Below are 20,887 nucleotides of genomic sequence, written 5' to 3' on the forward strand. Positions count from 1 at the left end.
GCATTGATTCATCATCTCGATATGAATTAATATGCAAATAAAGTGAGTGAATATTCTCTGGAGGACGTTTTGATTAAGTCAGCGCTATTGGTTCTGGAAGACGGAACCCAGTTTCACGGTCGGGCCATTGGGGCAACGGGCACGGCAGTTGGGGAAGTCGTTTTCAATACTTCAATGACCGGTTATCAAGAAATCCTCACTGATCCTTCCTATTCCCGCCAAATCGTCACTCTTACTTATCCTCATATCGGCAATGTCGGCACCAACTCCGCTGACGAAGAATCCTCTCAGGTACATGCGCAAGGCCTGGTCATTCGCGACCTGCCGCTGATTGCCAGCAACTATCGCAATACTGAAGATCTCTCTTCTTACCTGAAGCGCCATAACATTGTGGCGATTGCCGATATCGATACCCGTAAGCTGACGCGTTTGCTGCGCGAAAAAGGCGCGCAAAACGGCTGCATTATCGCTGGCGATAATGTCGATGCCGCAGTGGTGCTGGAGAAAGCGAAAGCATTCCCGGGCCTGAACGGAATGGATCTGGCAAAAGAAGTGACGACAGCGGAAACCTACAGCTGGACGCAAGGCAGCTGGACGCTGGCAGGCGAACTGCCACAGGCGAAAGCGGCGAGCGAATTACCGTTCCACGTTGTCGCTTACGACTACGGCGCGAAACGTAATATTCTGCGTATGCTGGTCGATCGCGGTTGCCGTTTAACGGTCGTACCGGCGAAAACCCCGGCGGCAGACGTACTGAAACTCAATCCGGACGGTATCTTCCTTTCCAACGGTCCTGGCGACCCGGCGCCGTGTGATTACGCGATTGAGGCGATTAAAACCTTCCTCGAAACGGATATTCCGGTGTTCGGCATCTGTCTTGGCCATCAACTGCTGGCACTGGCGAGCGGCGCGAAAACCATGAAGATGAAATTCGGCCACCACGGCGGCAACCATCCGGTAAAAGATATTGATAACAATACTGTGATGATCACTGCGCAGAACCACGGTTTTGCCGTAGATGAAGCCTCAATGCCTGCCAATTTGCGGGTGACGCACAAATCGCTGTTCGACGGAACGCTGCAAGGCATCCATCGCACCGACAAACCGGCGTTCAGTTTCCAGGGCCACCCGGAAGCCAGCCCGGGGCCGCACGATGCCGCACCGCTGTTTGACCACTTTATTGAGCTCATTGAGCAGTATCGCAACACCGCCAAATAATCAGGAGAAGAAGAGCCATGCCAAAACGTACAGACATAAAAAGTATCCTGATCCTTGGCGCTGGTCCGATTGTTATCGGCCAGGCGTGTGAGTTCGACTACTCCGGCGCGCAGGCGTGTAAAGCGCTGCGTGAAGAGGGTTACCGCGTTATCCTGGTGAACTCCAACCCGGCGACGATCATGACCGACCCGGAGATGGCGGACGCCACTTATATCGAGCCTATCCACTGGGAAGTGGTACGCAAAATCATCGAAAAAGAGCGCCCGGATGCCGTGCTGCCAACCATGGGCGGTCAAACCGCGCTGAACTGTGCGCTGGAACTGGAACGTCAGGGCGTGCTGGAAGAGTTCGGCGTCACCATGATTGGCGCGACCGCTGATGCGATTGATAAAGCCGAAGATCGCCGTCGTTTCGACATCGCGATGAAGAAAATCGGTCTCGACACCGCGCGTTCCGGTATCGCACATACCATGGACGAAGCGCTGGCCGTCGCGGCTGACGTGGGTTTCCCGTGCATCATCCGTCCTTCCTTTACCATGGGTGGCACCGGTGGCGGCATCGCCTATAACCGTGAAGAGTTTGAAGAGATTTGCGCCCGCGGGCTGGATCTCTCGCCAACCAATGAGTTGCTGATTGATGAATCGCTGATTGGCTGGAAAGAGTACGAGATGGAAGTGGTGCGTGATAAAAACGACAACTGCATCATTGTCTGCTCCATTGAAAACTTCGACGCCATGGGGATCCACACCGGTGACTCCATCACCGTGGCGCCAGCACAGACTCTGACCGATAAAGAGTACCAGATCATGCGTAACGCCTCGATGGCGGTACTGCGTGAAATCGGAGTGGAAACCGGCGGTTCCAACGTACAGTTCGCGGTGAACCCGAAAAACGGTCGTCTGATTGTGATTGAAATGAACCCGCGCGTATCCCGCTCTTCTGCGCTGGCCTCGAAAGCGACCGGCTTCCCGATTGCGAAAGTGGCGGCCAAGCTGGCGGTAGGTTATACGCTGGATGAATTGATGAACGACATCACTGGCGGCCGTACTCCAGCGTCGTTCGAACCGTCCATCGACTACGTTGTGACCAAGATTCCGCGCTTCAACTTCGAGAAATTTGTCGGTGCCAATGACCGTCTGACCACGCAGATGAAATCTGTCGGTGAAGTGATGGCCATTGGCCGCACGCAGCAGGAATCGATGCAGAAAGCGCTGCGCGGTCTGGAAGTGGGCGCAACCGGCTTTGACCCGAAAGTGAGCCTTGACGATCCGGAAGCGCTGACTAAAATCCGCCGCGAACTGAAAGACGCAGGCGCAGAGCGTATCTGGTACATCGCTGATGCATTCCGTGCTGGTCTCTCCATCGACGGTGTGTTCAACCTGACCAATATTGACCGTTGGTTCCTGGTGCAGATTGAAGAGCTGGTGCGTCTGGAAGAGCAGGTTGCTTCGGTGGGCATTAACGGTCTGGACGCTGACTTCCTGCGCACCCTGAAACGTAAAGGTTTTGCCGATGCGCGTCTGGCGAAACTGGTTGGCGTGCGCGAAGCGGAAATCCGCAAACTGCGCGATCAGTACGATCTGCACCCGGTCTACAAACGTGTGGATACCTGTGCGGCAGAGTTCGCCACGGATACGGCCTATATGTACTCCACTTATGAAGATGAGTGCGAAGCTAACCCGAGCCAGGATCGCGAAAAAATCATGGTGCTGGGCGGCGGTCCAAACCGTATCGGCCAGGGCATTGAATTCGACTACTGCTGCGTACATGCATCGCTGGCGCTGCGTGAAGACGGTTACGAAACCATCATGGTTAACTGTAACCCGGAAACCGTTTCGACCGATTACGACACCTCTGATCGCCTCTACTTTGAGCCGGTGACCTTCGAAGACGTGCTGGAAATCGTTCGCGTTGAGAAGCCGAAAGGCGTCATCGTGCAGTATGGCGGACAGACACCGCTGAAACTGGCGCGTGCGCTGGAAGCTGCAGGCGTGCCGGTTATCGGTACCAGCCCGGATGCGATTGACCGTGCGGAAGACCGTGAGCGCTTCCAGCAGGCGGTTGACCGCCTGAAGCTGAAACAGCCAGCGAACGCCACCGTCACGGCGATTGAGCAGGCTATAGAAAAGGCGAAAGAGATTGGTTACCCGCTGGTGGTGCGCCCATCCTACGTGCTGGGCGGCCGCGCGATGGAAATCGTCTATGACGAAGTCGACCTGCGTCGCTACTTTATGACGGCAGTCAGTGTTTCCAACGATGCGCCGGTTCTGCTTGACCGTTTCCTCGATGATGCGGTGGAAGTGGATGTCGATGCCATCTGCGATGGTGAAATGGTGCTGATTGGCGGCATCATGGAGCACATCGAACAAGCGGGCGTTCACTCCGGCGACTCCGCCTGCTCTCTGCCGGCTTACACACTGAGCCAGGAAATTCAGGACGTCATGCGCCAGCAGGTGCAGAAACTGGCGTTCGAGTTGCAGGTGCGCGGTCTGATGAACGTGCAGTTCGCGGTGAAAGACAACGAAGTTTACCTGATTGAGGTGAACCCGCGTGCGGCGCGTACCGTACCGTTCGTCTCCAAAGCGACCGGCGTGCAGTTAGCGAAAGTGGCGGCGCGCGTGATGACAGGCAAAACGCTGGCGCAGCAGGGTCACACCAAAGAGATCATCCCGCCGTACTACTCAGTGAAAGAAGTGGTGCTGCCGTTTAACAAGTTCCCTGGCGTTGACCCGCTGTTAGGGCCAGAAATGCGCTCTACCGGTGAAGTGATGGGCGTCGGGCGCACCTTCGCTGAAGCCTTTGCCAAAGCGCAGCTCGGCAGCAACTCGACGATGAAGAAATACGGCCGCGCACTGCTCTCTGTTCGCGAAGGCGATAAAGAGCGCGTGGTGGATCTGGCGGCTAAGCTGCTGAAACAAGGCTTCGAGCTGGATGCAACCCACGGCACAGCGATTGTGCTGGGCGAAGCCGGTATCAACCCGCGCCTGGTGAACAAAGTGCATGAAGGCCGTCCGCACATTCAGGATCGTATCAAGAATGGCGAGTACACCTACATCATCAACACCACGGCAGGCCGTCAGGCGATTGAGGATTCCAAACTGATTCGCCGCAGCGCGCTGCAATACAAAGTGCATTACGACACCACGCTGAACGGCGGCTTCGCCACCGCGATGGCGCTGAATGCGGATGCCACCGAGAAAGTGATTTCCGTGCAGGAAATGCACGCGCAAATCCGCAAGTAAGCCTGACACCGGCCCGTTTCGCGGGCCGGTTTCCTTTCCTGACTTCTAAGTTCTGTAGGCCTGATAAGCGAAGCACCATCAGACCTGCAATCTTCAGAGTGTTCTGCATTTTCCCACGCTTACAGAGCGTTAACCTAAAATGGGTTAACAGACGAATGAAATTCAATGAAAAGCAGGGAGATAACCATGCAAATGAACAAACTTCTGATGACGTCGATTTTTACTGCCGCAACGCTGTTTACCGTGGCTGGTTGTTCTTCAAATCAGGCTGTTCGCACCACGGATGGCCGCACCATTGTGACCGATGGTAAACCGAAGGTGGATGATGACACCGGGATGGTTTCCTATAAAAATGCCGAAACCGGTAAAACCGAGCAGATTAACCGCGACCAGGTGAAAAACATGAGTGAGCTGGATAACTGATCCGGCTTGCTGTGAGAAAGAGTCCCGCTACGGCGGGACTTTTTTTATGCGCTTATTTCAGCAGCGCCGCGTCGATTTTCACCACGATTTTACGTAGCGGGGCGGGCGACGTCAGGCTGCACATCGGGCGGTGCAGCTCCAGCGGGAAGATAATTGCCAGTTCTTCAGGCTGTAAATGGATCAGTGTCTCGCTGGCAATGTGCTGACAAAAACCGAGATCGTAGGCGTCATTAAACGGCTCACTAAGTTCAAGCGGCAAGCCGTCCACACCCGCGCCAACCACCTCTTCACCGTCTAATACAATATGGATATCAATATATTGGCGATGAAATTCCGGGCGCTGCTCAGCCAGCGGCTTGGTATGTCCTTCAACCACTGAGAAGAAAACGCTGTCGCCCTGCAACGGATATTTTCCCGCCGCCAGCGAGTGCGGTTTCTTATCGAGAATGGCCTGGAGCGTCTGGCGAATAATCGCCGGATAGAGTGGATTCACCGCGCCAGCGGATAAGGTATCAATGATCATGCGGGAACATCCTGGTTAACGTAGTTTTGTAACAGGGAAAGGCTTTGCGAAACGATCGTGGCTACCGGCGGTGCGATATCCACCGCCAGAATGTCGGGTTCGTCATCAGCGGGAACTTCCAGCGCGGCGAACTGACTTTGCAGCAGCGCTTCGGGCATAAAATGCCCCTGACGCTGGCGCATTCTCTCCAGCACGCAGGTGTAATCGCCCCTGAGCCAGAGAAAACAGAGATTGCTGTTCCCCTGGCGAAGCTGGTCGCGATAGCGTTTTTTCAGCGCAGAGCAGACCAGCACACCAGATTCATTTTTCTGTTCCAGACTAAAAATAACGTCGGAAACGCGTTCCAGCCACGGCAGGCGATCGTCATCATCCAATGCCTGGCCCGAGGCCATTTTACGAATGTTCTGTCGGGGATGCAGATCGTCACCATCGATAAACTTCGCCTGCATTGCCTGCGCAAGCGCCAGACCTACCGTGCTTTTCCCGGTACCGGAGACGCCCATTAAAATCACGCACTGACCAGCCATCATGCGCTCCTTATACCGCGACCAGCATACCGCCATCGACGAACAGTAAATGCCCGTTAACGAAGTCGGAGGCTTTAGAGGAGAGAAACACCGCAGCGCCAACCAGCTCCTGCGGATCGCCCCAGCGTGCGGCAGGAGTGCGTTTGCATAACCAGTCGGTGAACGCTTTGTCATCCACTAACGCCTGCGTCATGGCAGTTTTGAAATAGCCTGGCGCGATACCGTTAACCTGAATATTGTGGCGCGCCAGTTCAACGCACATGCCGCGCGTCAGCATTTTCACTGCGCCTTTCGCGGCGGCATATGGCGTAATGGTGTCGCGGCCCAGTTCACTTTGCATTGAGCAGATATTGACGATTTTGCCCTGCTGGCGCGCCATCATGCGTTTAGCGACGGCCTGCGAAACCAGGAAAACAGCAGTCTGGTTGACGGCGATAACCGCGTTCCACTCATCCACCGGAAACTCGGTAAAAGGATGACGGCGCTGGATGCCCGCGTTATTGAACAGCACGTCGATGGCGCCGATATGGCGTTCAATATTGTCAATCGCCTGCTCGACGGATTCGGCATCGGTCACGTTGAATACCGCGACATGCGCGGTTGCGCCTTCATCGCGCAGTTTCATCGCGGCCTGTTCGGCGCGTTCCGCCGAGATATCGTTAATGATGATTTCCGCGCCGTACTGCGCCAGCCCCTGCGCCATAACAAAACCGATCCCCTGACCTGAACCGGTAATTAAAACGCGTTTGCCGTTTAAACTGAAAAGATCGTTCATTGGTATTTCCTGAGCGAATTATGTGGCCTCTATCTCACGGTTTTTACCCTGGCTGAACTGTGACGCAGATCACTCAAATCCATGTTACGAAAAGGGGTTACTTTTAGTGTGAAGCCAGGCGGAAAACTGAGGGCAATCCGGTGGTTAACCGCGCGTTGCAGCGCGGTTGGGCAATTCTCTTTTCCGGCGACAAGGGGCATAATAACGGGCTCGGGCTGGCGTCAGGACAGGTAGCAACCATGAAGGCACAACGTATTACTTTGCATGATATCGCTGCGCTGGCGGGCGTAACTAAAATGACGGTCAGCCGCTATCTGCGCACGCCGGAGAAGGTGAAGCCCGACACGGCCGAGCGTATCGCCAGCGTCATTGCTGAAGTGGGGTACCAACCCGACCCGGATAATCCGGCGATGTCTGCCAACGTGCTGCCGCGCATCGGCGTGCTGATCCCCTCTTTTAATAATCAAATCTTTGCCGACTTGCTCGCCGGGATTGAATCGGTCACCTCTGCGCAGGGCTACCAGACGCTGGTGGTCAATTATGACTACGACAGTCAGCGCGAGGAGGAGCAAATTGCTACGGTTTTAGCCTTTAATGTCAAAGGGTTGCTGCTTACTGAGTCGGTTCATAGTCTGCGGGCGGAAAAGTATCTGAAAGCGGCCAAAATTCCGATTGCCGAAGTGATGGGGCTGTCGTCGAATGCCGATCGGATCAATGTCGGTTTCGACAATATGAAGGCCGGTTTTGATATGACCACGATGCTGCTGGCCAGCGGCAAGCGGCGCATTATCTACTTCGGCTCGATGTCTGATGTGCGCGACGAGCAGCGTTATACCGGTTACTGCCAGGCGATGGAAGCGCAGGGTTTACCGGTCGGACGCATTGCGCCAAATAAGGTGTCCTCGATTTCTATCGGCACCGGCATGATGACACTGGCGCGGCAAATGTACCCGGATATGGACGGTATTTTATGTACTAACGACGACCTTGCCGTTGGGGTGTTACAGGAGTGCCTTACTTCCGGGATAAAAGTGCCTGCTGAGATCGCGATTGCCGGGTTCCACGGCCTGGAGATTGGGCAGGTTATCAGCCCGCGTCTGGCCAGCGTTTTGACCCCGCGATTCGAGATGGGAAAGGTCGCGACCGAAATCCTGCTCAAGAAAATCAAAGGCTTGCCAACCATTGAACACGTCGATTTGCACTATCGCCTGTCGATGGGCGAAACCATCTGAACCTTTCAGTCGCGCAGGCTGTTGTTAGTATTTTGTTGTGCTTATGTCGCCCCTTTTCAGGGGGAATGCGGCATTTTACCCGCGCCGATCACGAAGAAGGTAACACGCTTTTTTAACACCATTCAGCGTGATGAAGATCGCAAAAATACCCGCCGAAAACCCGTTTGATAAGACCCAGGACGTACTGAAACTTTCAAACAGGTATCACGATGAATACAAAAACTAACCAGACCGTACTGCTGATCGCTCCTGTTGTAGACAGCCTGCTCGATCGCCTTTCCACTGCTTTCACGGTGCATCGCCTTTATGAACAAGCTGACGCAGAGGCTTTTCTGCAACGTGTTGGCGCCGACATTCAGGTCGTCGTGACGCGGGGCGATATCGGCGTTACTCATCAGGTGCTGGAAGCCTTGCCGCAGGTGGGGCTGGTGGCGCTGTTCGGGGTAGGCACCGATGCAGTTGATCTGAACTACACCCGCAAACGCAATATTGCTGTCACCATCACTTCTGGCGTGTTAACGCAAGGAGTAGCCGATCTGGCGATGGGGCTGCTGCTGGCGGGGGCGCGTCAGCTCTGTCAGGGCGATCGCTTTGTCCGTGAGGGACACTGGTTAACCTCCGCGCCAGCGCTGGCAACGCAGGTCAGCGGCAAACGCATTGGCATCTTCGGTATGGGCAATATCGGCCAGGCCATCGCCCGTCGGGCCAGCGGTTTCGATATGGAGATCCTCTACAACGACCGGCAGCCGATTGCCGGGCTGGATTACCACTGGTGCGCAGATCTGCATACTCTCGCTCATGAGAGCGATTTTCTGGTGATTGCGGCTTCTGCCGGAGCCGCAAACCACAAACTGATCGACGCCTCGGTATTTAATGTGATGCCGAAACATGCCTGGTTAATTAACATCGCGCGCGGTTCACTGGTCGATGAAACGGCATTGATCCACGCGTTACAAAACGGTGTTATCGCCGGTGCTGGGCTGGACGTTTATGAAGATGAACCGAATGTCCCGGCAGCGCTGATCGCGCTCGACAACGTTGTACTGCAACCGCACGTTGCCAGCGCAACGCATGAAACCCGACAAAAAATGAGCGATGTGGTGTACGCCAACGTTGCTGCTTATTTTGCTCAGGCGCCGCTGCCCAATGTGATTGCCTGATCTTCACCTCTGCCTCAGAGAGAAAACATATGAACACTAAAATACCCGGCACGCGCTGGTGGCGGATCATTGCGCCTGTGCTTATTGCCTGCATTATTTCGTTTATGGACAGGGTTAATATCAGCTTCGCGCTGCCAGGCGGTATGGAAGCGGATTTAGGCATCACCAGTCAGATGGCTGGCGTCGCCAGCGGGATCTTTTTTATCGGTTATCTGTTCTTGCAAATTCCCGGCGGGCGTAGCGCGGTAAACGGCAGCGGCAAGCGTTTTATCGCCTGGTCGCTGCTGGCGTGGGCGGTGGTTTCTGTCGCCACCGGATTCGTAACGCATGAGTATCAACTGCTGGTACTGCGCTTTATTCTCGGCGTTTCCGAAGGGGGAATGTTGCCGGTGGTGCTGACGATGGTCAGCAACTGGTTCCCGGAAAAAGAGGTGGGCCGGGCGAATGCGTTTGTCATGATGTTTGCCCCGCTTGGCGGCATGCTGACTGCGCCGGTTTCCGGGGCGATCATCGCGGCGCTCGACTGGCGCTGGCTGTTTATCATCGAAGGGCTGCTTTCACTGGTGGTGCTGCTGGTGTGGTGGCGGCTGATCAGCGATCGGCCGGAAGAGGCGCACTGGCTGCCAGCCAGCGAACGCGAATATCTGGTCACCACGCTGGCGCGCGAGCGCGAAGCGCGGCTGGCGGAAGAGGCGGTCAGCAATGCGCCGGTAAAAGATGTGTTCCGCAATGCCGGCCTGATGAAGCTGGTGGTGCTCAACTTCTTCTACCAGACCGGGGATTATGGCTACACACTGTGGTTGCCGACGATCCTGAAAAATCTGACTGGCGCCAATATGGCCGGGGTCGGAGTTCTGGCGATCTTACCTTTTGTTGCCACGCTTGCCGGGATCTATACCATCTCGCTATTCAGCGATCGCAGCGGTAAACGTCGCGCCTGGGTGCGTCTCTCCCTGTACTGTTTCGCTGCCTCACTGCTGGCTTCGGTATTGTTACGCGAACATGTGGTGGCGGCTTATATTGCGCTGGTGATGTGCGGTTTCTTCCTCAAGGCGGCGACCAGCCCGTTCTGGTCTATTCCCGGAAGGATTGCCTCGCCGGAAGTGGCCGGTAGCGCGCGTGGCGTGATCAACGGTCTGGGCAATCTGGGTGGTTTCTGCGGCCCGTATCTGGTCGGCGTGATGATCTACTTTTACGGGCAGAATGTGGCCGTCTGCGCCCTGGCGGGTTCACTGATTATCGCCGGGACGATCACCTTCCTGTTGCCGAAGAAATGCGATCTGCAAGCCGATGATCGGGTTCTGGCCAGCACCGACGATCAGCCGCATCGCGCATAGCGGAGAGCACCATGACACTGGAACAACAGATCGCATTATGCGAAAGCCACCACGCCACGTTGCGCTTTGCAGCCTTCGATTATGCGGATGCCTGGACGCTGGGGAATGCGTTATACCAGGAGGCACTGCGCAACGATTATGCGCTGGCGATTGAGGTTCGTGTCAATCAACTGTGCCTGTTCAGCGCGCTAATGCCCGGCGCGACGGCAGAAAATGTGGATTGGGTGCGGCGTAAGCGTAATCTGGTGGATTTTCTCGGTATCAGCTCCTGGGCTGCAGGGTTGATGCTGCAATCCCGTGGTACGACGCTGAGTGAACGTTATGGCGTAGATGCGCGAGACTATGCAGCATTTGGCGGCAGTTATCCGCTTTATCTGACCAGCGGTTGCCTGATTGGTACGGTGACGGTCTCCGGCGCGCCGCAGCGTGATGATCATAACCTTGTGCTGAGTACGCTGGCACAGACGCTGAATGTCGCGCCACTGACGCTCGTCCCTCCGATGTAACTCCCTTCACTGGCAGGCGCGCGGGTTGCGTCTGCCATTCCCGCACAGATTGTCGCTTTAAGCCTGATGATTAACTGTCTACACTCTCAAGCAAAAGAACGCAGTGAAAAACAGGTTGATCGATGATCCTTATAATTTATGCCCATCCTTATCCGCAGCATTCGCATGCGAATAAGCGAATGATTGAGCAGGCAAGGACGCTGGAAGGCGTCGAAATCCGTTCTCTCTATGAGCTATACCCTGACTTTAATATTGATGTGGCCGCCGAGCAGGAGGCGCTTTCCCGCGCTTCGCTGGTTATCTGGCAGCATCCGATGCAGTGGTACAGCGTTCCGCCGTTGCTGAAACTCTGGCTGGATAAAGTGTTGTCGCATGGCTGGGCCTATGGTCATGAGGGCACTGCGCTTAAAGGAAAAAACGTGATGTGGGCTGTGACCACTGGCGGCGGCGACCACCATTTTGATATCGGATCGCACCCCGGCTTTGATGTGCTTTCGCAGCCATTGCAGGCAACAGCGATTTACTGCGGGATGAACTGGTTACCGCCTTTTGCCGTGCACTGTACCTTTATTTGCGACGATGAAACCCTGCAGGCGCAGGCGCGTCATTACAAACAACGTTTGCTGGAGTGGCAGGAGGCGGCACATGGATAGCCATTCATTAATACAGGCGCTGATCTACCTGGGGTCGGCCGCGCTGGTTGTTCCCATCGCTGTACGATTGGGGCTGGGGTCGGTGCTTGGCTACCTGATTGCCGGTGGCATTATTGGGCCGTGGGGATTGCGCCTGGTCACCGATGCCGAATCCATTCTCCATTTCGCCGAAATTGGCGTGGTGCTGATGCTTTTCGTGATTGGTCTTGAGCTGGATCCGCAACGATTGTGGAAGTTGCGCGCCTCGGTGTTTGGCGGCGGCGCGCTGCAAATGGTGAGTTGTGGCCTGCTGCTTGGCGTGTTTTGCGCCCTGCTGGGGCTGGCGTGGCCGGTGGCGCTGCTGATTGGTCTGACGCTGGCGCTCTCTTCCACCGCGATTGCCATGCAGGCGATGAATGAACGCAACCTGACAGTTTCGCAGATGGGGCGCAGCGCCTTCTCGGTGCTGCTGTTCCAGGATATCGCGGCAATCCCGCTGGTGGCGATGATTCCGCTGCTGGCGGCCAGCGGCGGTGCGATGACGTTGAGCGCGTTTACCCTTTCGGCGCTGAAAGTGGTGGGCGCACTGGCGCTGGTGGTGTTGATTGGGCGTTATGTCGCGCGTCCGGCGCTACGCTTTGTCGCTCGCTCCGGGCTGCGGGAAGTGTTCTGCGCCGTGGCGCTGTTTCTGGTGTTCGGCTTTGGGTTATTGCTGGAAGAGGCGGGATTGTCGATGGCGATGGGCGCCTTCCTTGCCGGGGTGTTACTGGCCAGCTCTGAATACCGTCACGCGCTGGAAAGCGACATCGAACCGTTTAAAGGCCTGCTGCTTGGATTGTTCTTTATTGGCGTCGGCATGTCCATCGACTTCGGTACGCTGGTGACGCACCCGCTGCGTATCCTGCTGTTGCTGGTGGGTTTCCTGGTGATTAAAAGCGTGGTGCTGTGGCTGATCGCCCGTCCGTTACGTGTGCCGGGTAAACAGCGGATGTGGTTTGCCGCGCTGCTGGGGCAGGGGAGTGAATTCGCCTTTGTGGTGTTTGGCGCCGCGCAAACTGCACAGGTGCTCGATCCGGAATGGGCGAAAGCGCTAACGCTGACGGTTGCGTTATCAATGGCGGCGACGCCAGTCCTGCTGGTACTGCTGGCGCGGCTGGAAACTGCCGGTTCACAGCAGGAGCGCGAAGCCGATGAGATCGATGAAGAAGAGGCGCGGGTGATCATCGCCGGATTTGGTCGTTTTGGTCAGATCGCCGGGCGTCTGTTACTTTCCAGCGGCGTGAAAATGGTGGTGCTTGACCACGATCCCGATCATATCGAAACGTTGCGTAAATTCGGCATGAAAGTTTTCTACGGTGATGCCACGCGCGTCGATCTGCTGGAGTCCGCCGGTGCCGGGCGTGCTGAGGTGTTGATTAATGCGATTGACGATCCACAGGCCAGCCTGCAATTGACTGAGCTGGCAAAAGAGCACTTCCCGGATCTGCGCATTATTGCCCGCGCTCGCGATGTCGATCACTATATTCGCCTGCGACAGGCTGGCGTCGACAGACCGGAACGTGAAACCTTCGAAGCGGCGCTGAAAACCGGGCGTCTGGCGCTGGAAGGGTTAGGATTAGGCCCCTATGAAGCCCGCGAGCGCGCCGACCATTTCCGCCGTTTCAATACGTCGATGGTGGAAGAGATGGCGCAGGTCGAGAATGATGCGCAGGCGCGCGCTGCCGTGTTTAAGCGCACCAGCGCCATGTTGACGGAAATCATCTCAGAGGATCGCGCACATCTTTCGTTAACGCAGCGTCATGGCTGGCAGGGAACGGAAGAGGGGCGGCATACGGACGATCCGGCAGACGAACCGGCGGTGAAACCGCAGGCGTGAACCTGTTCAGAGTGGTTTACGGGTAACGTTTTGAATTAAAGCGAGTGGAAAGCTGGCGGTGCAGCAACAGGTTGCGGTATCGCCAGCAGAATGAAAAATTTTCTTATCCTTTGCCTTGCCCCCCATCGACGAAAGATTGTGCTTTCCGTATAGTGGCGACAATTTTTTTGCATCCAGGAATGAATGAATGATCAGTCTGATTGCCGCGCTAGCCGTGGATCGCGTGATTGGTATGGAGAACGCCATGCCGTGGAATTTACCGGCCGATCTCGCCTGGTTTAAGCGCAATACCTTAAACAAACCGGTGGTGATGGGGCGTCTGACGTGGGAATCCATCGGCCGTCCGTTACCGGGGCGCAAGAACATTGTGATCAGTAGCCAGCCGGGTACTGACGATCGTGTCGAATGGGTGAAATCCGTGGATGAAGCTATTGCTGCCTGCGGTGATGTGGAAGAGATCATGGTGATCGGCGGCGGGCGTGTTTACGAACAGTGTCTGCCGAAGGCGCAGCGCCTCTACCTGACGCACATTGATGCTGAAGTGGAAGGCGATACCCACTTCCCGGATTACGACCCGGACGACTGGGAATCGGTATTTAGCGAATTCCATGATGCTGATGCGCAGAACTCGCATAGCTACTGCTTTGAGATCCTCGAGCGCCGCTAAGATGTCCCCCGGCGGGTCGCCGCCGGGGAGTCCTTTAAGAGGCTATCGCCTCACCATCCCCTAAATCCATCTGGCGATTTGACGGTTGCGTGAAGTACATTTTGTCTTCCCAGCGCAGGCAGGTCAGTACGCCGCCCCAGCAGCAGCCGGTATCCAGCGCGTAAATCCCTTCCGGTGTGCCAGCGCCTTCCAGCGATGCCCAGTGGCCAAAGACGATGCTGTACTCCTGAGAAACCGGTCCCGGAATCGAGAACCACGGTTTAAGCGGTGCAGGAGCACGTTCGGGAATATCCTTGCAGTACATATCCAACTGCCCGTTCGGGAAGCAGTAACGCATACGTGTGAAGGCATTAGTGATAAAGCGCAGTCGGGCAAGCCCACTGAGTTCCGGCGTCCAGTGGTTTGGCAGATCGCCATACATTGCATCCAGGAATAGCGGATAGGAATCGCTGGAGAGCACCGCTTCGATATCGCGCGCGCAGTGTATCGCCGTCGGCAAATCCCACTGCGGGGTGATCCCGGCGTGCGCCATCACCAGCTTTTTCTCTTCGTCGATTTGCAGCAGCGGCTGACGACGCAGCCAGTTGATCAGTTCGTCGGCGTCGGGCGCTTCCAGCAATAAATTGAGCCGGTCTTTGGGTTTATTGCGGCTGATACCGGCAAAGACGGCCAGCAGATGCAGATCGTGATTGCCCAGTACGATACGTACGCTGTCGCCCAATGATTTTACGTAACGCAGTACATCCAGCGACCCCGGCCCACGGGCAACTAAATCGCCGGTAAGCCATAGGGTGTCTTGCTCTGGTGAAAATTCAACCTGTTTTAACAGCGCGATCAGTTCATCATAGCAACCATGAACGTCACCAATCAGATATGTAGCCATTGGATTAATGAATCAGTATTGGAACAGCGAGTCGGAAGACAGGGACGGCGATGCGAAACGCAGTGCCCTGCGCGTCGATCATTTCGTAGTGGCCCTGCATGGTGCCCATCGGCGTCTCAATGACCGCGCCGCTGGTGTATTGATATTCGCCGCCCGGCTCAATGTGCGGCTGTTCACCGACGACACCTTCGCCCTGTACTTCTGTTTCGCGGCCATTTCCATTGGTGATCAGCCAGTAGCGTTTCAACAACTGGACAGGGGTTCGCCCCAGGTTCCGGATGGTGATGGTGTAAGCAAACACATAACGTTCATCGTCGGGGGTTGACTGAGACTCAATGTAGACGCTTTGTACCTGAACACAAACTCGGGGCGAATTGATCATGAGTTAACTCTCCTTCGGCGGCGCATTTTCCGTCAGGTAGTTGGCTAACTGACAGTACTGCGCAACAGAGATATTTTCCGCGCGCATCGTCGGGTCGATCCCCAGCGATGCCAGCACCTCAACCGTAAACACATTGCCGAGGCTATTGCGGATGGTTTTACGACGCTGGTTAAAGGCTTCGGTGGTAATGCGGCTCAGCGTGCGAATCTCTTTGACCGGATGCGGCAACGTAGTATGCGGCACCAGACGAACCACGGCAGAATCCACCTTCGGCGGCGGCGCGAACGCTGTCGGCGGCACTTCCAGCACCGGAATAACCTGACAGTAGTACTGCGCCATCACGCTTAACCGACCATACGCCTTACTGTTTGGTCCTGCAACCAGACGATTTACCACCTCTTTCTGCAACATAAAGTGCATATCGGCAATGGCATCAGTATAGCTAAACAGATGGAACATCAATGGTGTGGAGATGTTATACGGCAGGTTGCCGAAAACACGCAGCGGCTGGCCGAGCGTCTGTGAAAGCTCGCCAAAATTCATGGTCATCGCATCTTGCTGATAAATTGTCAGTTTTGGCGCGAGGAACGGATGTGTTTGCAGGCGTGCAGCCAGATCGCGGTCAAGTTCGATAACTGTCAGCTTATCCAGACGTTCGCCAACCGGTTCGGTCAGTGCGCCAAGGCCTGGGCCGATTTCAACCATCGCCTGACCCTTTTGCGGGTTGATGGCCGATACGATGCTGTCGATCACGAACTGGTCGTGGAGAAAGTTTTGCCCGAAGCGTTTACGGGCTAAATGGCCCTGATGGACTCGATTAGTCATTGAGTATTAACAATCATTTTGATGGCGAGGTTAAGCGCCGTAATAAAACTGCCGACATCTGCTGTTCCATGGCCCGCCAGTTCCAGCGCGGTGCCGTGGTCAACGGATGTGCGAATAAAAGGTAAACCGAGAGTGATATTCACGCCGCGGCCAAATCCCTGGTATTTTAGCACGGGCAGGCCCTGATCGTGGTACATCGCCAGTACGGCGTCGGCATTATCAAGGTATTTGGGCTGAAACAGCGTATCGGCAGGCAATGGACCGCTCAAATTCATACCGCTGGCCCGCATTTCTTCCAGCACAGGAATGATCGTCTCGATCTCTTCCGTCCCCATGTGCCCGCCTTCACCTGCGTGTGGATTCAGCCCGCAGACCAGAATGTGCGGATGGCGGATACCAAATTTCTGCTGTAAATCCCCGTGCAGAATGTGAATAACCTCGCGTAACAGTGTTGGCGTAATGGCCTGTGCTACGTCTTTGAGCGGCAAATGGGTGGTTGCCAGCGCAACGCGTAACTCTTCGGTGGCCAGCATCATCACCACTTTGGCGGCGTGCGAGCGCTCCTCGAAAAACTCCGTGTGCCCGGTAAACGGCGTACCCGCGTCGTTGATCACCCCTTTATGTACCGGGCCGGTTACCAGCGCAGCAAATTCACCGTTCAGGCAGCCGTCGCAGGCGCGGGCAAGGGTTTCCACAACATAAGGGCCATTAAGAGGGTTGAGTACGCCCGGCGTTACCGGCGCATGCAGAGCGAGGGGCAGCACGGTTAACGTACCGGCTTGCTGCGCAACCGCAGCAGCTGCGGGATCGTAATCCCGAAACTGCAACGGCAGACCGAGCAGGGCTGCCCGGTCGGCTAACAGCGTCGCGTCTGCACAGATAACCAGTTCAACCGGCCAGTCACGCTGGGCGAGCTGAACCACCAGATCCGGACCAATCCCGGCGGGCTCGCCGGGAGTGATAGCGACACGCTGTGTTTTCATTTAGTTGCTCAGGATTTTCACGTAGGCGCTGGCGCGTTGTTCCTGCATCCAGGTCGCGGCTTCTTCAGAGAATTTGCGATTCATCAGCATGCGATACGCTCTGTCTTTCTGCGCGGCGTCTGTTTTATCAACGTTACGCGAATCAAGCATTTCGATCAGGTGCCAGCCGAAGGAGGAGTGCACCGGGCCGCTCATCTGGCCGCGTTTCAGCTTCATCAGCGCATCGCGGAATGCCGGATCATAAATATCCGCTGCCGCCCAGCCCAGATCGCCGCCCTGGTTTGCAGAACCCGGATCCTGTGAGAACTCTTTCGCTGCATTAGCAAACGTGGTTTTACCGCTCTTAATATCCGCTGCGATCTCTTCCAGTTTCACGCGAGCCTGATCGTCGCTCATGATGGGTGACGGTTTCAGCAGGATGTGACGAGCGTGAACTTCCGTCACGGAGATGTTCTGAGACTGGCCGCGCAAATCGTTAACTTTCAGGATATGGAAACCGACACCGGAACGAATCGGCCCGATAATGTCGCCTTTTTTCGCCGTACTCAGCGCCTGAGCGAAGATGCTTGGCAGCTCCTGGATGCGTCCCCAACCCATCTGTCCGCCTTTCAGCGCTTGCTGATCGGCAGAGTAGGTGATCGCCAGCTTGCCGAAATCACTACCTTTACGCGCCTGATCGACAATGGAACGTGCCTGGTTTTCAGCTTCGTTAACCTGATCCGATGTCGGGTTTTCCGGCAGCGGGATCAGAATGTGGCTCAGGTTCAGTTCGGTGCTGGCATCGTTCTGGTTTCCCATCTGCTGTGCCAGGGCATCCACTTCCTGCGGCAGGACAGTCACACGACGGCGCACTTCACCGTTGCGCACTTCAGAGATGATCATCTCTTTGCGGATCTGGTTGCGATAGGTGTTGTAATTCACCCCATCGTAAGCCAGACGGCTGCGCAATTGATCCATAGACATATTGTTCTGTTTGGCAATGTCGGCGATGGCGGCATCAAGCTGCTCGTCCGTCACTTTGACACCCATTTTGGTGCCCATCTGCAGAATGATTTGATCCATGATCAGACGTTCAAGGATCTGATGGCGCAGCGTGGCGTCGTCCGGCAGTTGCTGACCCGCCTGGCCTGCATTGGCCTTTACGGACTGCATCATGCTATCAACGTCACTTTCAAGCACTACGCCGTTATTGACGACAGCAGCGACTTTATCAACAACCTGAGGCGCAGCAAAACTGGTATTCGCAACCATAGCGATACCGAGAAGCAGCGTTTTCCAGTTCTTCATACCTTTTCCATTTCAATTAACCGCAATGCGGATTACGTTGCAAATCAAACAGATCACATTGAACTACGGTACGGCAGAATGTTTGAACGCAGCATTTGTTGCGTACCCAAACCGTAGTTAGAACTCAGACCGCGCAGCTCAATGTTGAAACCGATGACGTTGTCATACTTGCTTTGGTCATTTTGCCAGCCGTTAATTTTCCGCTCATAGCCGACGCGGAGAGCATAACAGCAGGAGTTGTACTGCAAGCCAACCATCTGGTCAGCGGATTTGTGTGTATTGGTGTCGAAATAGTAAGCCCCGACGATCGACCAGCGGTCGGCAATCGGCCAGCTTCCGGCAGCGCCCACCTGCGAAATACCATCTTTATACTGCGCGGAAGTCGCGTAGCTTGGCAGCGTTGCCTGAATGTATTCCGGGCTGGCGTAACGGTAGCTCAGTTGCAGCATACGGTCTTCATCACGACGGTATTCCAGTGACGAGCTGCTGTTGGCGATGGCATTCAGACGCGTGTCGTACTGCACGCCACCGCGCAGACCCCAGCGATCTGAGATACGCCAGTAGGTATCACCCGCCCAAACCAACGACCCCGTTTTGTTGTCTTTCTCCCAGTTAATATTGTCATCACCGGTGCGAGACTCGGTGAAATAGTAGATTTGACCAACAGAAACGTTAAAACGTTCAACTGCCGCATCATCATAAATGCGCGTTGTGACGCCGGTGGTAACCTGGTTTGCAGAGGCGATACGGTCAAGCCCGCCGTAGGTGCGATCGCGGAACAGCCCACTGTAGTCGGATTGTAAGAGCGTTGAGTCGTAGTTGTTGATATGGCTCTGATCGCGATACGGCACATACAGGTATTGCGCGCGTGGCTCCAGCGTTTGGGTATAACCTTCCGCCCAGTTCATATCACGTTCAAACACCATCTTGCCGTCCATCTTAAATTGCGGCATGACGCGGTTGACTGTCTCTTTGTAATCCGTGTTGTTACTTGCGTTGTAATCATCCAGATTGCTCTGCTGGTAGTGGGTCGCCAGCATTTTCACTTCGGTATTCAGGCTGCTCCAGTCGTTGGAGACGGGCAGACTTAACGTCGGCTCCAGATGAACACGCGTCGCTTCCGGATAGTTAGCGTTAGTATTGGTGAAATGAACCGCCTGGCCATACACACTCAAGTCAAACGGCCCAAGGTCATTGTGATACCAGTTCACATCCAACTGGGGTTCAGCGGCATAGGAGTTACTGTTTTCGCGGTTAAATACCTGGAACTGTTTTGTCGATACCGTGGCGTTAAAGTTTTCCACTGCGTAACCCACGCTGAAGATCTGGGTCGCGTAACCATCGGTACTGGAACCATATTTTGATGTGAAGTCATTAAAATAGTAAGGATCGCTGACTTTGGTGTAGTTGGCATTAAAACGCCACACCTGATCCATTACGCCAGAGTGCTGCCAGTAGAATAACCAGCGGTGGCGGTTGCTCTCCGTCGGATACTCATCTTCGTAGACTTTGTCGGACGGCAGATAGTCAAATTCAACCAGGCCAGCCCCGGCCTGTGTCAGATAGCGGAATTCGTTTTGCCACTGAATATTGCCTCGTTTATGGATGTAGTGCGGCGTGATGGTCGCATCCATATTTGGCGCAATGTTCCAGTAGTACGGCAGGTAAAACTCGAAGTAGTTACTGGTGCTGTACTTGGCATTCGGGATCAAGAAACCGGAACGGCGTTTGTCACCGATCGGCAACTGTAAGTACGGGCTATAGAACACCGGTACGGGGCCGAGTTTAAAGCGCGCGTTCCAGATCTCCGCGACCTGCTCCTGGCGATCCTGAATCACTTCGCTACCCACGACGCTCCAGGTATCAGAACCCGGCAAGCAGGAGGTAAAGGAGCCGTTATCCAGAATCGTATAGCGGTTTTGCCCGCGCTGTTTCATCAGGTCGGCGGTGCCACGCCCCTGGCGACCCACCATCTGGTAATCACCCTGCCAGACGTTGGTATCTTTGGTGTTCAGGTTTGACCAGGCTTTAGGACCTTTCAGGATGACCTGGTTATCGTCATAGTGCACATTACCCAGTGCATCCACTGTGCGTACCGGGTCTGTCTGACCTTCCGGCTGCTGCTGATGAAGCTGCACCTCATCGGCCTGTAAACGGCTATTCCCTTGATTAATATCGACATTGCCGGTAAAAACGGCATCGTCAGGGTAGTTGCCTTTTGCGTGATCGGCATTGATCGTCACCGGCAGGTTATTGGTATCACCCTGTACCAGCGGGCGATTGTAGCTGGGGACGCCAAGCATACACTGCGAGGCAAGATCGGCTGCCATTCCCTGCTGACTATAAAGGGCGGAGCCAATCATGGTGGCCAGGAGGGTGGGGATACGTTTTTTCATACGTTGTATTTGT

19 protein-coding genes are annotated in these 20,887 nt (G+C 55.3%); 10 read left to right on the forward strand and 9 right to left on the reverse strand.

Annotation, left to right across the window (positions count from 1 at the left end):
* The first annotated feature begins 69 nt into the window (after positions 1–69).
* The 3 genes from carA to DK872_RS17065 all read left to right on the forward strand — a co-directional run bounded on the left by carA (position 70) and on the right by DK872_RS17065 (position 4,883).
* On the forward strand, positions 70–1,218 hold the full coding sequence (gene carA / locus DK872_RS17055) for a glutamine-hydrolyzing carbamoyl-phosphate synthase small subunit (RefSeq protein ID WP_161518581.1): 1,149 nt from the start codon (positions 70–72) through the stop codon (positions 1,216–1,218).
* Between the two features lie 17 nt (positions 1,219–1,235).
* Positions 1,236–4,460, forward strand: coding sequence for a carbamoyl-phosphate synthase large subunit (carB, locus tag DK872_RS17060; RefSeq protein WP_007373094.1), 3,225 nt, complete (start codon positions 1,236–1,238; stop codon positions 4,458–4,460).
* A gap of 192 nt (positions 4,461–4,652) precedes the next feature.
* Positions 4,653–4,883, forward strand: a complete 231-nt coding sequence (locus DK872_RS17065; RefSeq protein WP_035886663.1) for a YgdI/YgdR family lipoprotein — start codon at positions 4,653–4,655, stop codon at positions 4,881–4,883.
* A 52-nt stretch (positions 4,884–4,935) separates the two neighbouring features.
* Here the strand turns inward: DK872_RS17065 and DK872_RS17070 are convergent, their stop codons facing one another.
* Genes DK872_RS17070 through idnO form a run of 3 tightly spaced genes read right to left on the reverse strand, consistent with a single transcriptional unit; the run spans position 4,936 to position 6,708 of the window.
* Entirely contained in the window at positions 4,936–5,406 is a 471-nt protein-coding gene (locus tag DK872_RS17070; protein WP_161518582.1) for a YhcH/YjgK/YiaL family protein, read from the reverse strand.
* Entirely contained in the window at positions 5,403–5,933 is a 531-nt protein-coding gene (locus DK872_RS17075) for a gluconokinase (protein ID WP_079516957.1), read from the reverse strand. Before DK872_RS17075 ends, DK872_RS17070 begins: the two co-directional genes overlap by 4 nt.
* Before the next feature lie 10 nt (positions 5,934–5,943).
* Entirely contained in the window at positions 5,944–6,708 is a 765-nt protein-coding gene (gene idnO, locus DK872_RS17080; protein ID WP_007373098.1) for a gluconate 5-dehydrogenase, read from the reverse strand.
* 239 nt (positions 6,709–6,947) lie between these two features.
* Here idnO and DK872_RS17085 point away from each other — a divergent pair, with 239 nt between their 5' ends.
* From DK872_RS17085 to folA, 7 genes are all read left to right on the forward strand, one after another.
* Complete coding sequence (locus DK872_RS17085; protein WP_007373099.1) at positions 6,948–7,940, forward strand: LacI family DNA-binding transcriptional regulator; 993 nt, start codon at positions 6,948–6,950, stop codon at positions 7,938–7,940.
* Between the two features lie 209 nt (positions 7,941–8,149).
* Positions 8,150–9,100 (forward strand): 2-hydroxyacid dehydrogenase, encoded by a 951-nt coding sequence (locus DK872_RS17090; RefSeq protein WP_035886541.1) that lies wholly within the window; start codon positions 8,150–8,152, stop codon positions 9,098–9,100.
* A gap of 29 nt (positions 9,101–9,129) precedes the next feature.
* Positions 9,130–10,437: an MFS transporter gene (locus DK872_RS17095; protein ID WP_007373102.1), complete on the forward strand. Its 1,308-nt coding sequence runs from the start codon at positions 9,130–9,132 to the stop codon at positions 10,435–10,437.
* 11 nt (positions 10,438–10,448) lie between these two features.
* Complete coding sequence (locus DK872_RS17100) at positions 10,449–10,943, forward strand: heme-degrading domain-containing protein (RefSeq protein WP_071920199.1); 495 nt, start codon at positions 10,449–10,451, stop codon at positions 10,941–10,943.
* Positions 10,944–11,065: 122 nt separating this feature from the next.
* The gene (gene kefF, locus DK872_RS17105; RefSeq protein WP_007373104.1) at positions 11,066–11,596 is read left to right on the forward strand and encodes a glutathione-regulated potassium-efflux system oxidoreductase KefF; all 531 of its coding nucleotides are present in this window, start codon (positions 11,066–11,068) and stop codon (positions 11,594–11,596) included.
* Positions 11,589–13,451 carry a glutathione-regulated potassium-efflux system protein KefC gene (kefC, locus tag DK872_RS17110; RefSeq protein ID WP_007373105.1) on the forward strand — a complete coding sequence of 621 codons (1,863 nt, stop codon included), beginning with the start codon at positions 11,589–11,591 and terminating at the stop codon, positions 13,449–13,451. Before kefF ends, kefC begins: the two co-directional genes overlap by 8 nt.
* A gap of 187 nt (positions 13,452–13,638) precedes the next feature.
* Positions 13,639–14,118: a type 3 dihydrofolate reductase gene (folA, locus tag DK872_RS17115; protein WP_007373107.1), complete on the forward strand. Its 480-nt coding sequence runs from the start codon at positions 13,639–13,641 to the stop codon at positions 14,116–14,118.
* A gap of 34 nt (positions 14,119–14,152) precedes the next feature.
* Here the strand turns inward: folA and apaH are convergent, their stop codons facing one another.
* The 6 genes from apaH to lptD are packed head-to-tail and all read right to left on the reverse strand — an operon-like array spanning position 14,153 to position 20,874.
* Complete coding sequence (gene apaH / locus DK872_RS17120) at positions 14,153–15,001, reverse strand: bis(5'-nucleosyl)-tetraphosphatase (symmetrical) ApaH (protein ID WP_007373108.1); 849 nt, start codon at positions 14,999–15,001, stop codon at positions 14,153–14,155.
* Between the two features lie 4 nt (positions 15,002–15,005).
* A complete protein-coding gene (gene apaG / locus DK872_RS17125; RefSeq protein WP_035886540.1) occupies positions 15,006–15,383 on the reverse strand; it encodes a Co2+/Mg2+ efflux protein ApaG in 378 nt (125 codons plus the stop codon).
* Positions 15,384–15,386: 3 nt separating this feature from the next.
* Complete coding sequence (rsmA, locus tag DK872_RS17130; protein WP_035886538.1) at positions 15,387–16,208, reverse strand: 16S rRNA (adenine(1518)-N(6)/adenine(1519)-N(6))-dimethyltransferase RsmA; 822 nt, start codon at positions 16,206–16,208, stop codon at positions 15,387–15,389.
* A complete protein-coding gene (gene pdxA / locus DK872_RS17135) occupies positions 16,205–17,191 on the reverse strand; it encodes a 4-hydroxythreonine-4-phosphate dehydrogenase PdxA (protein ID WP_161518583.1) in 987 nt (328 codons plus the stop codon). Before pdxA ends, rsmA begins: the two co-directional genes overlap by 4 nt.
* Positions 17,192–18,478: a peptidylprolyl isomerase SurA gene (surA, locus tag DK872_RS17140; protein ID WP_007373112.1), complete on the reverse strand. Its 1,287-nt coding sequence runs from the start codon at positions 18,476–18,478 to the stop codon at positions 17,192–17,194. It abuts the gene before it with no gap.
* Between the two features lie 53 nt (positions 18,479–18,531).
* A complete protein-coding gene (gene lptD, locus DK872_RS17145; protein ID WP_071920202.1) occupies positions 18,532–20,874 on the reverse strand; it encodes an LPS assembly protein LptD in 2,343 nt (780 codons plus the stop codon).
* Between the last annotated feature and the right edge of the window lie 13 nt (positions 20,875–20,887).

The organism is Kosakonia sp. MH5, assembly GCF_009935945.1.
In the GTDB taxonomy this organism is placed as follows: Bacteria; Pseudomonadota; Gammaproteobacteria; order Enterobacterales; family Enterobacteriaceae; genus Kosakonia; species Kosakonia radicincitans.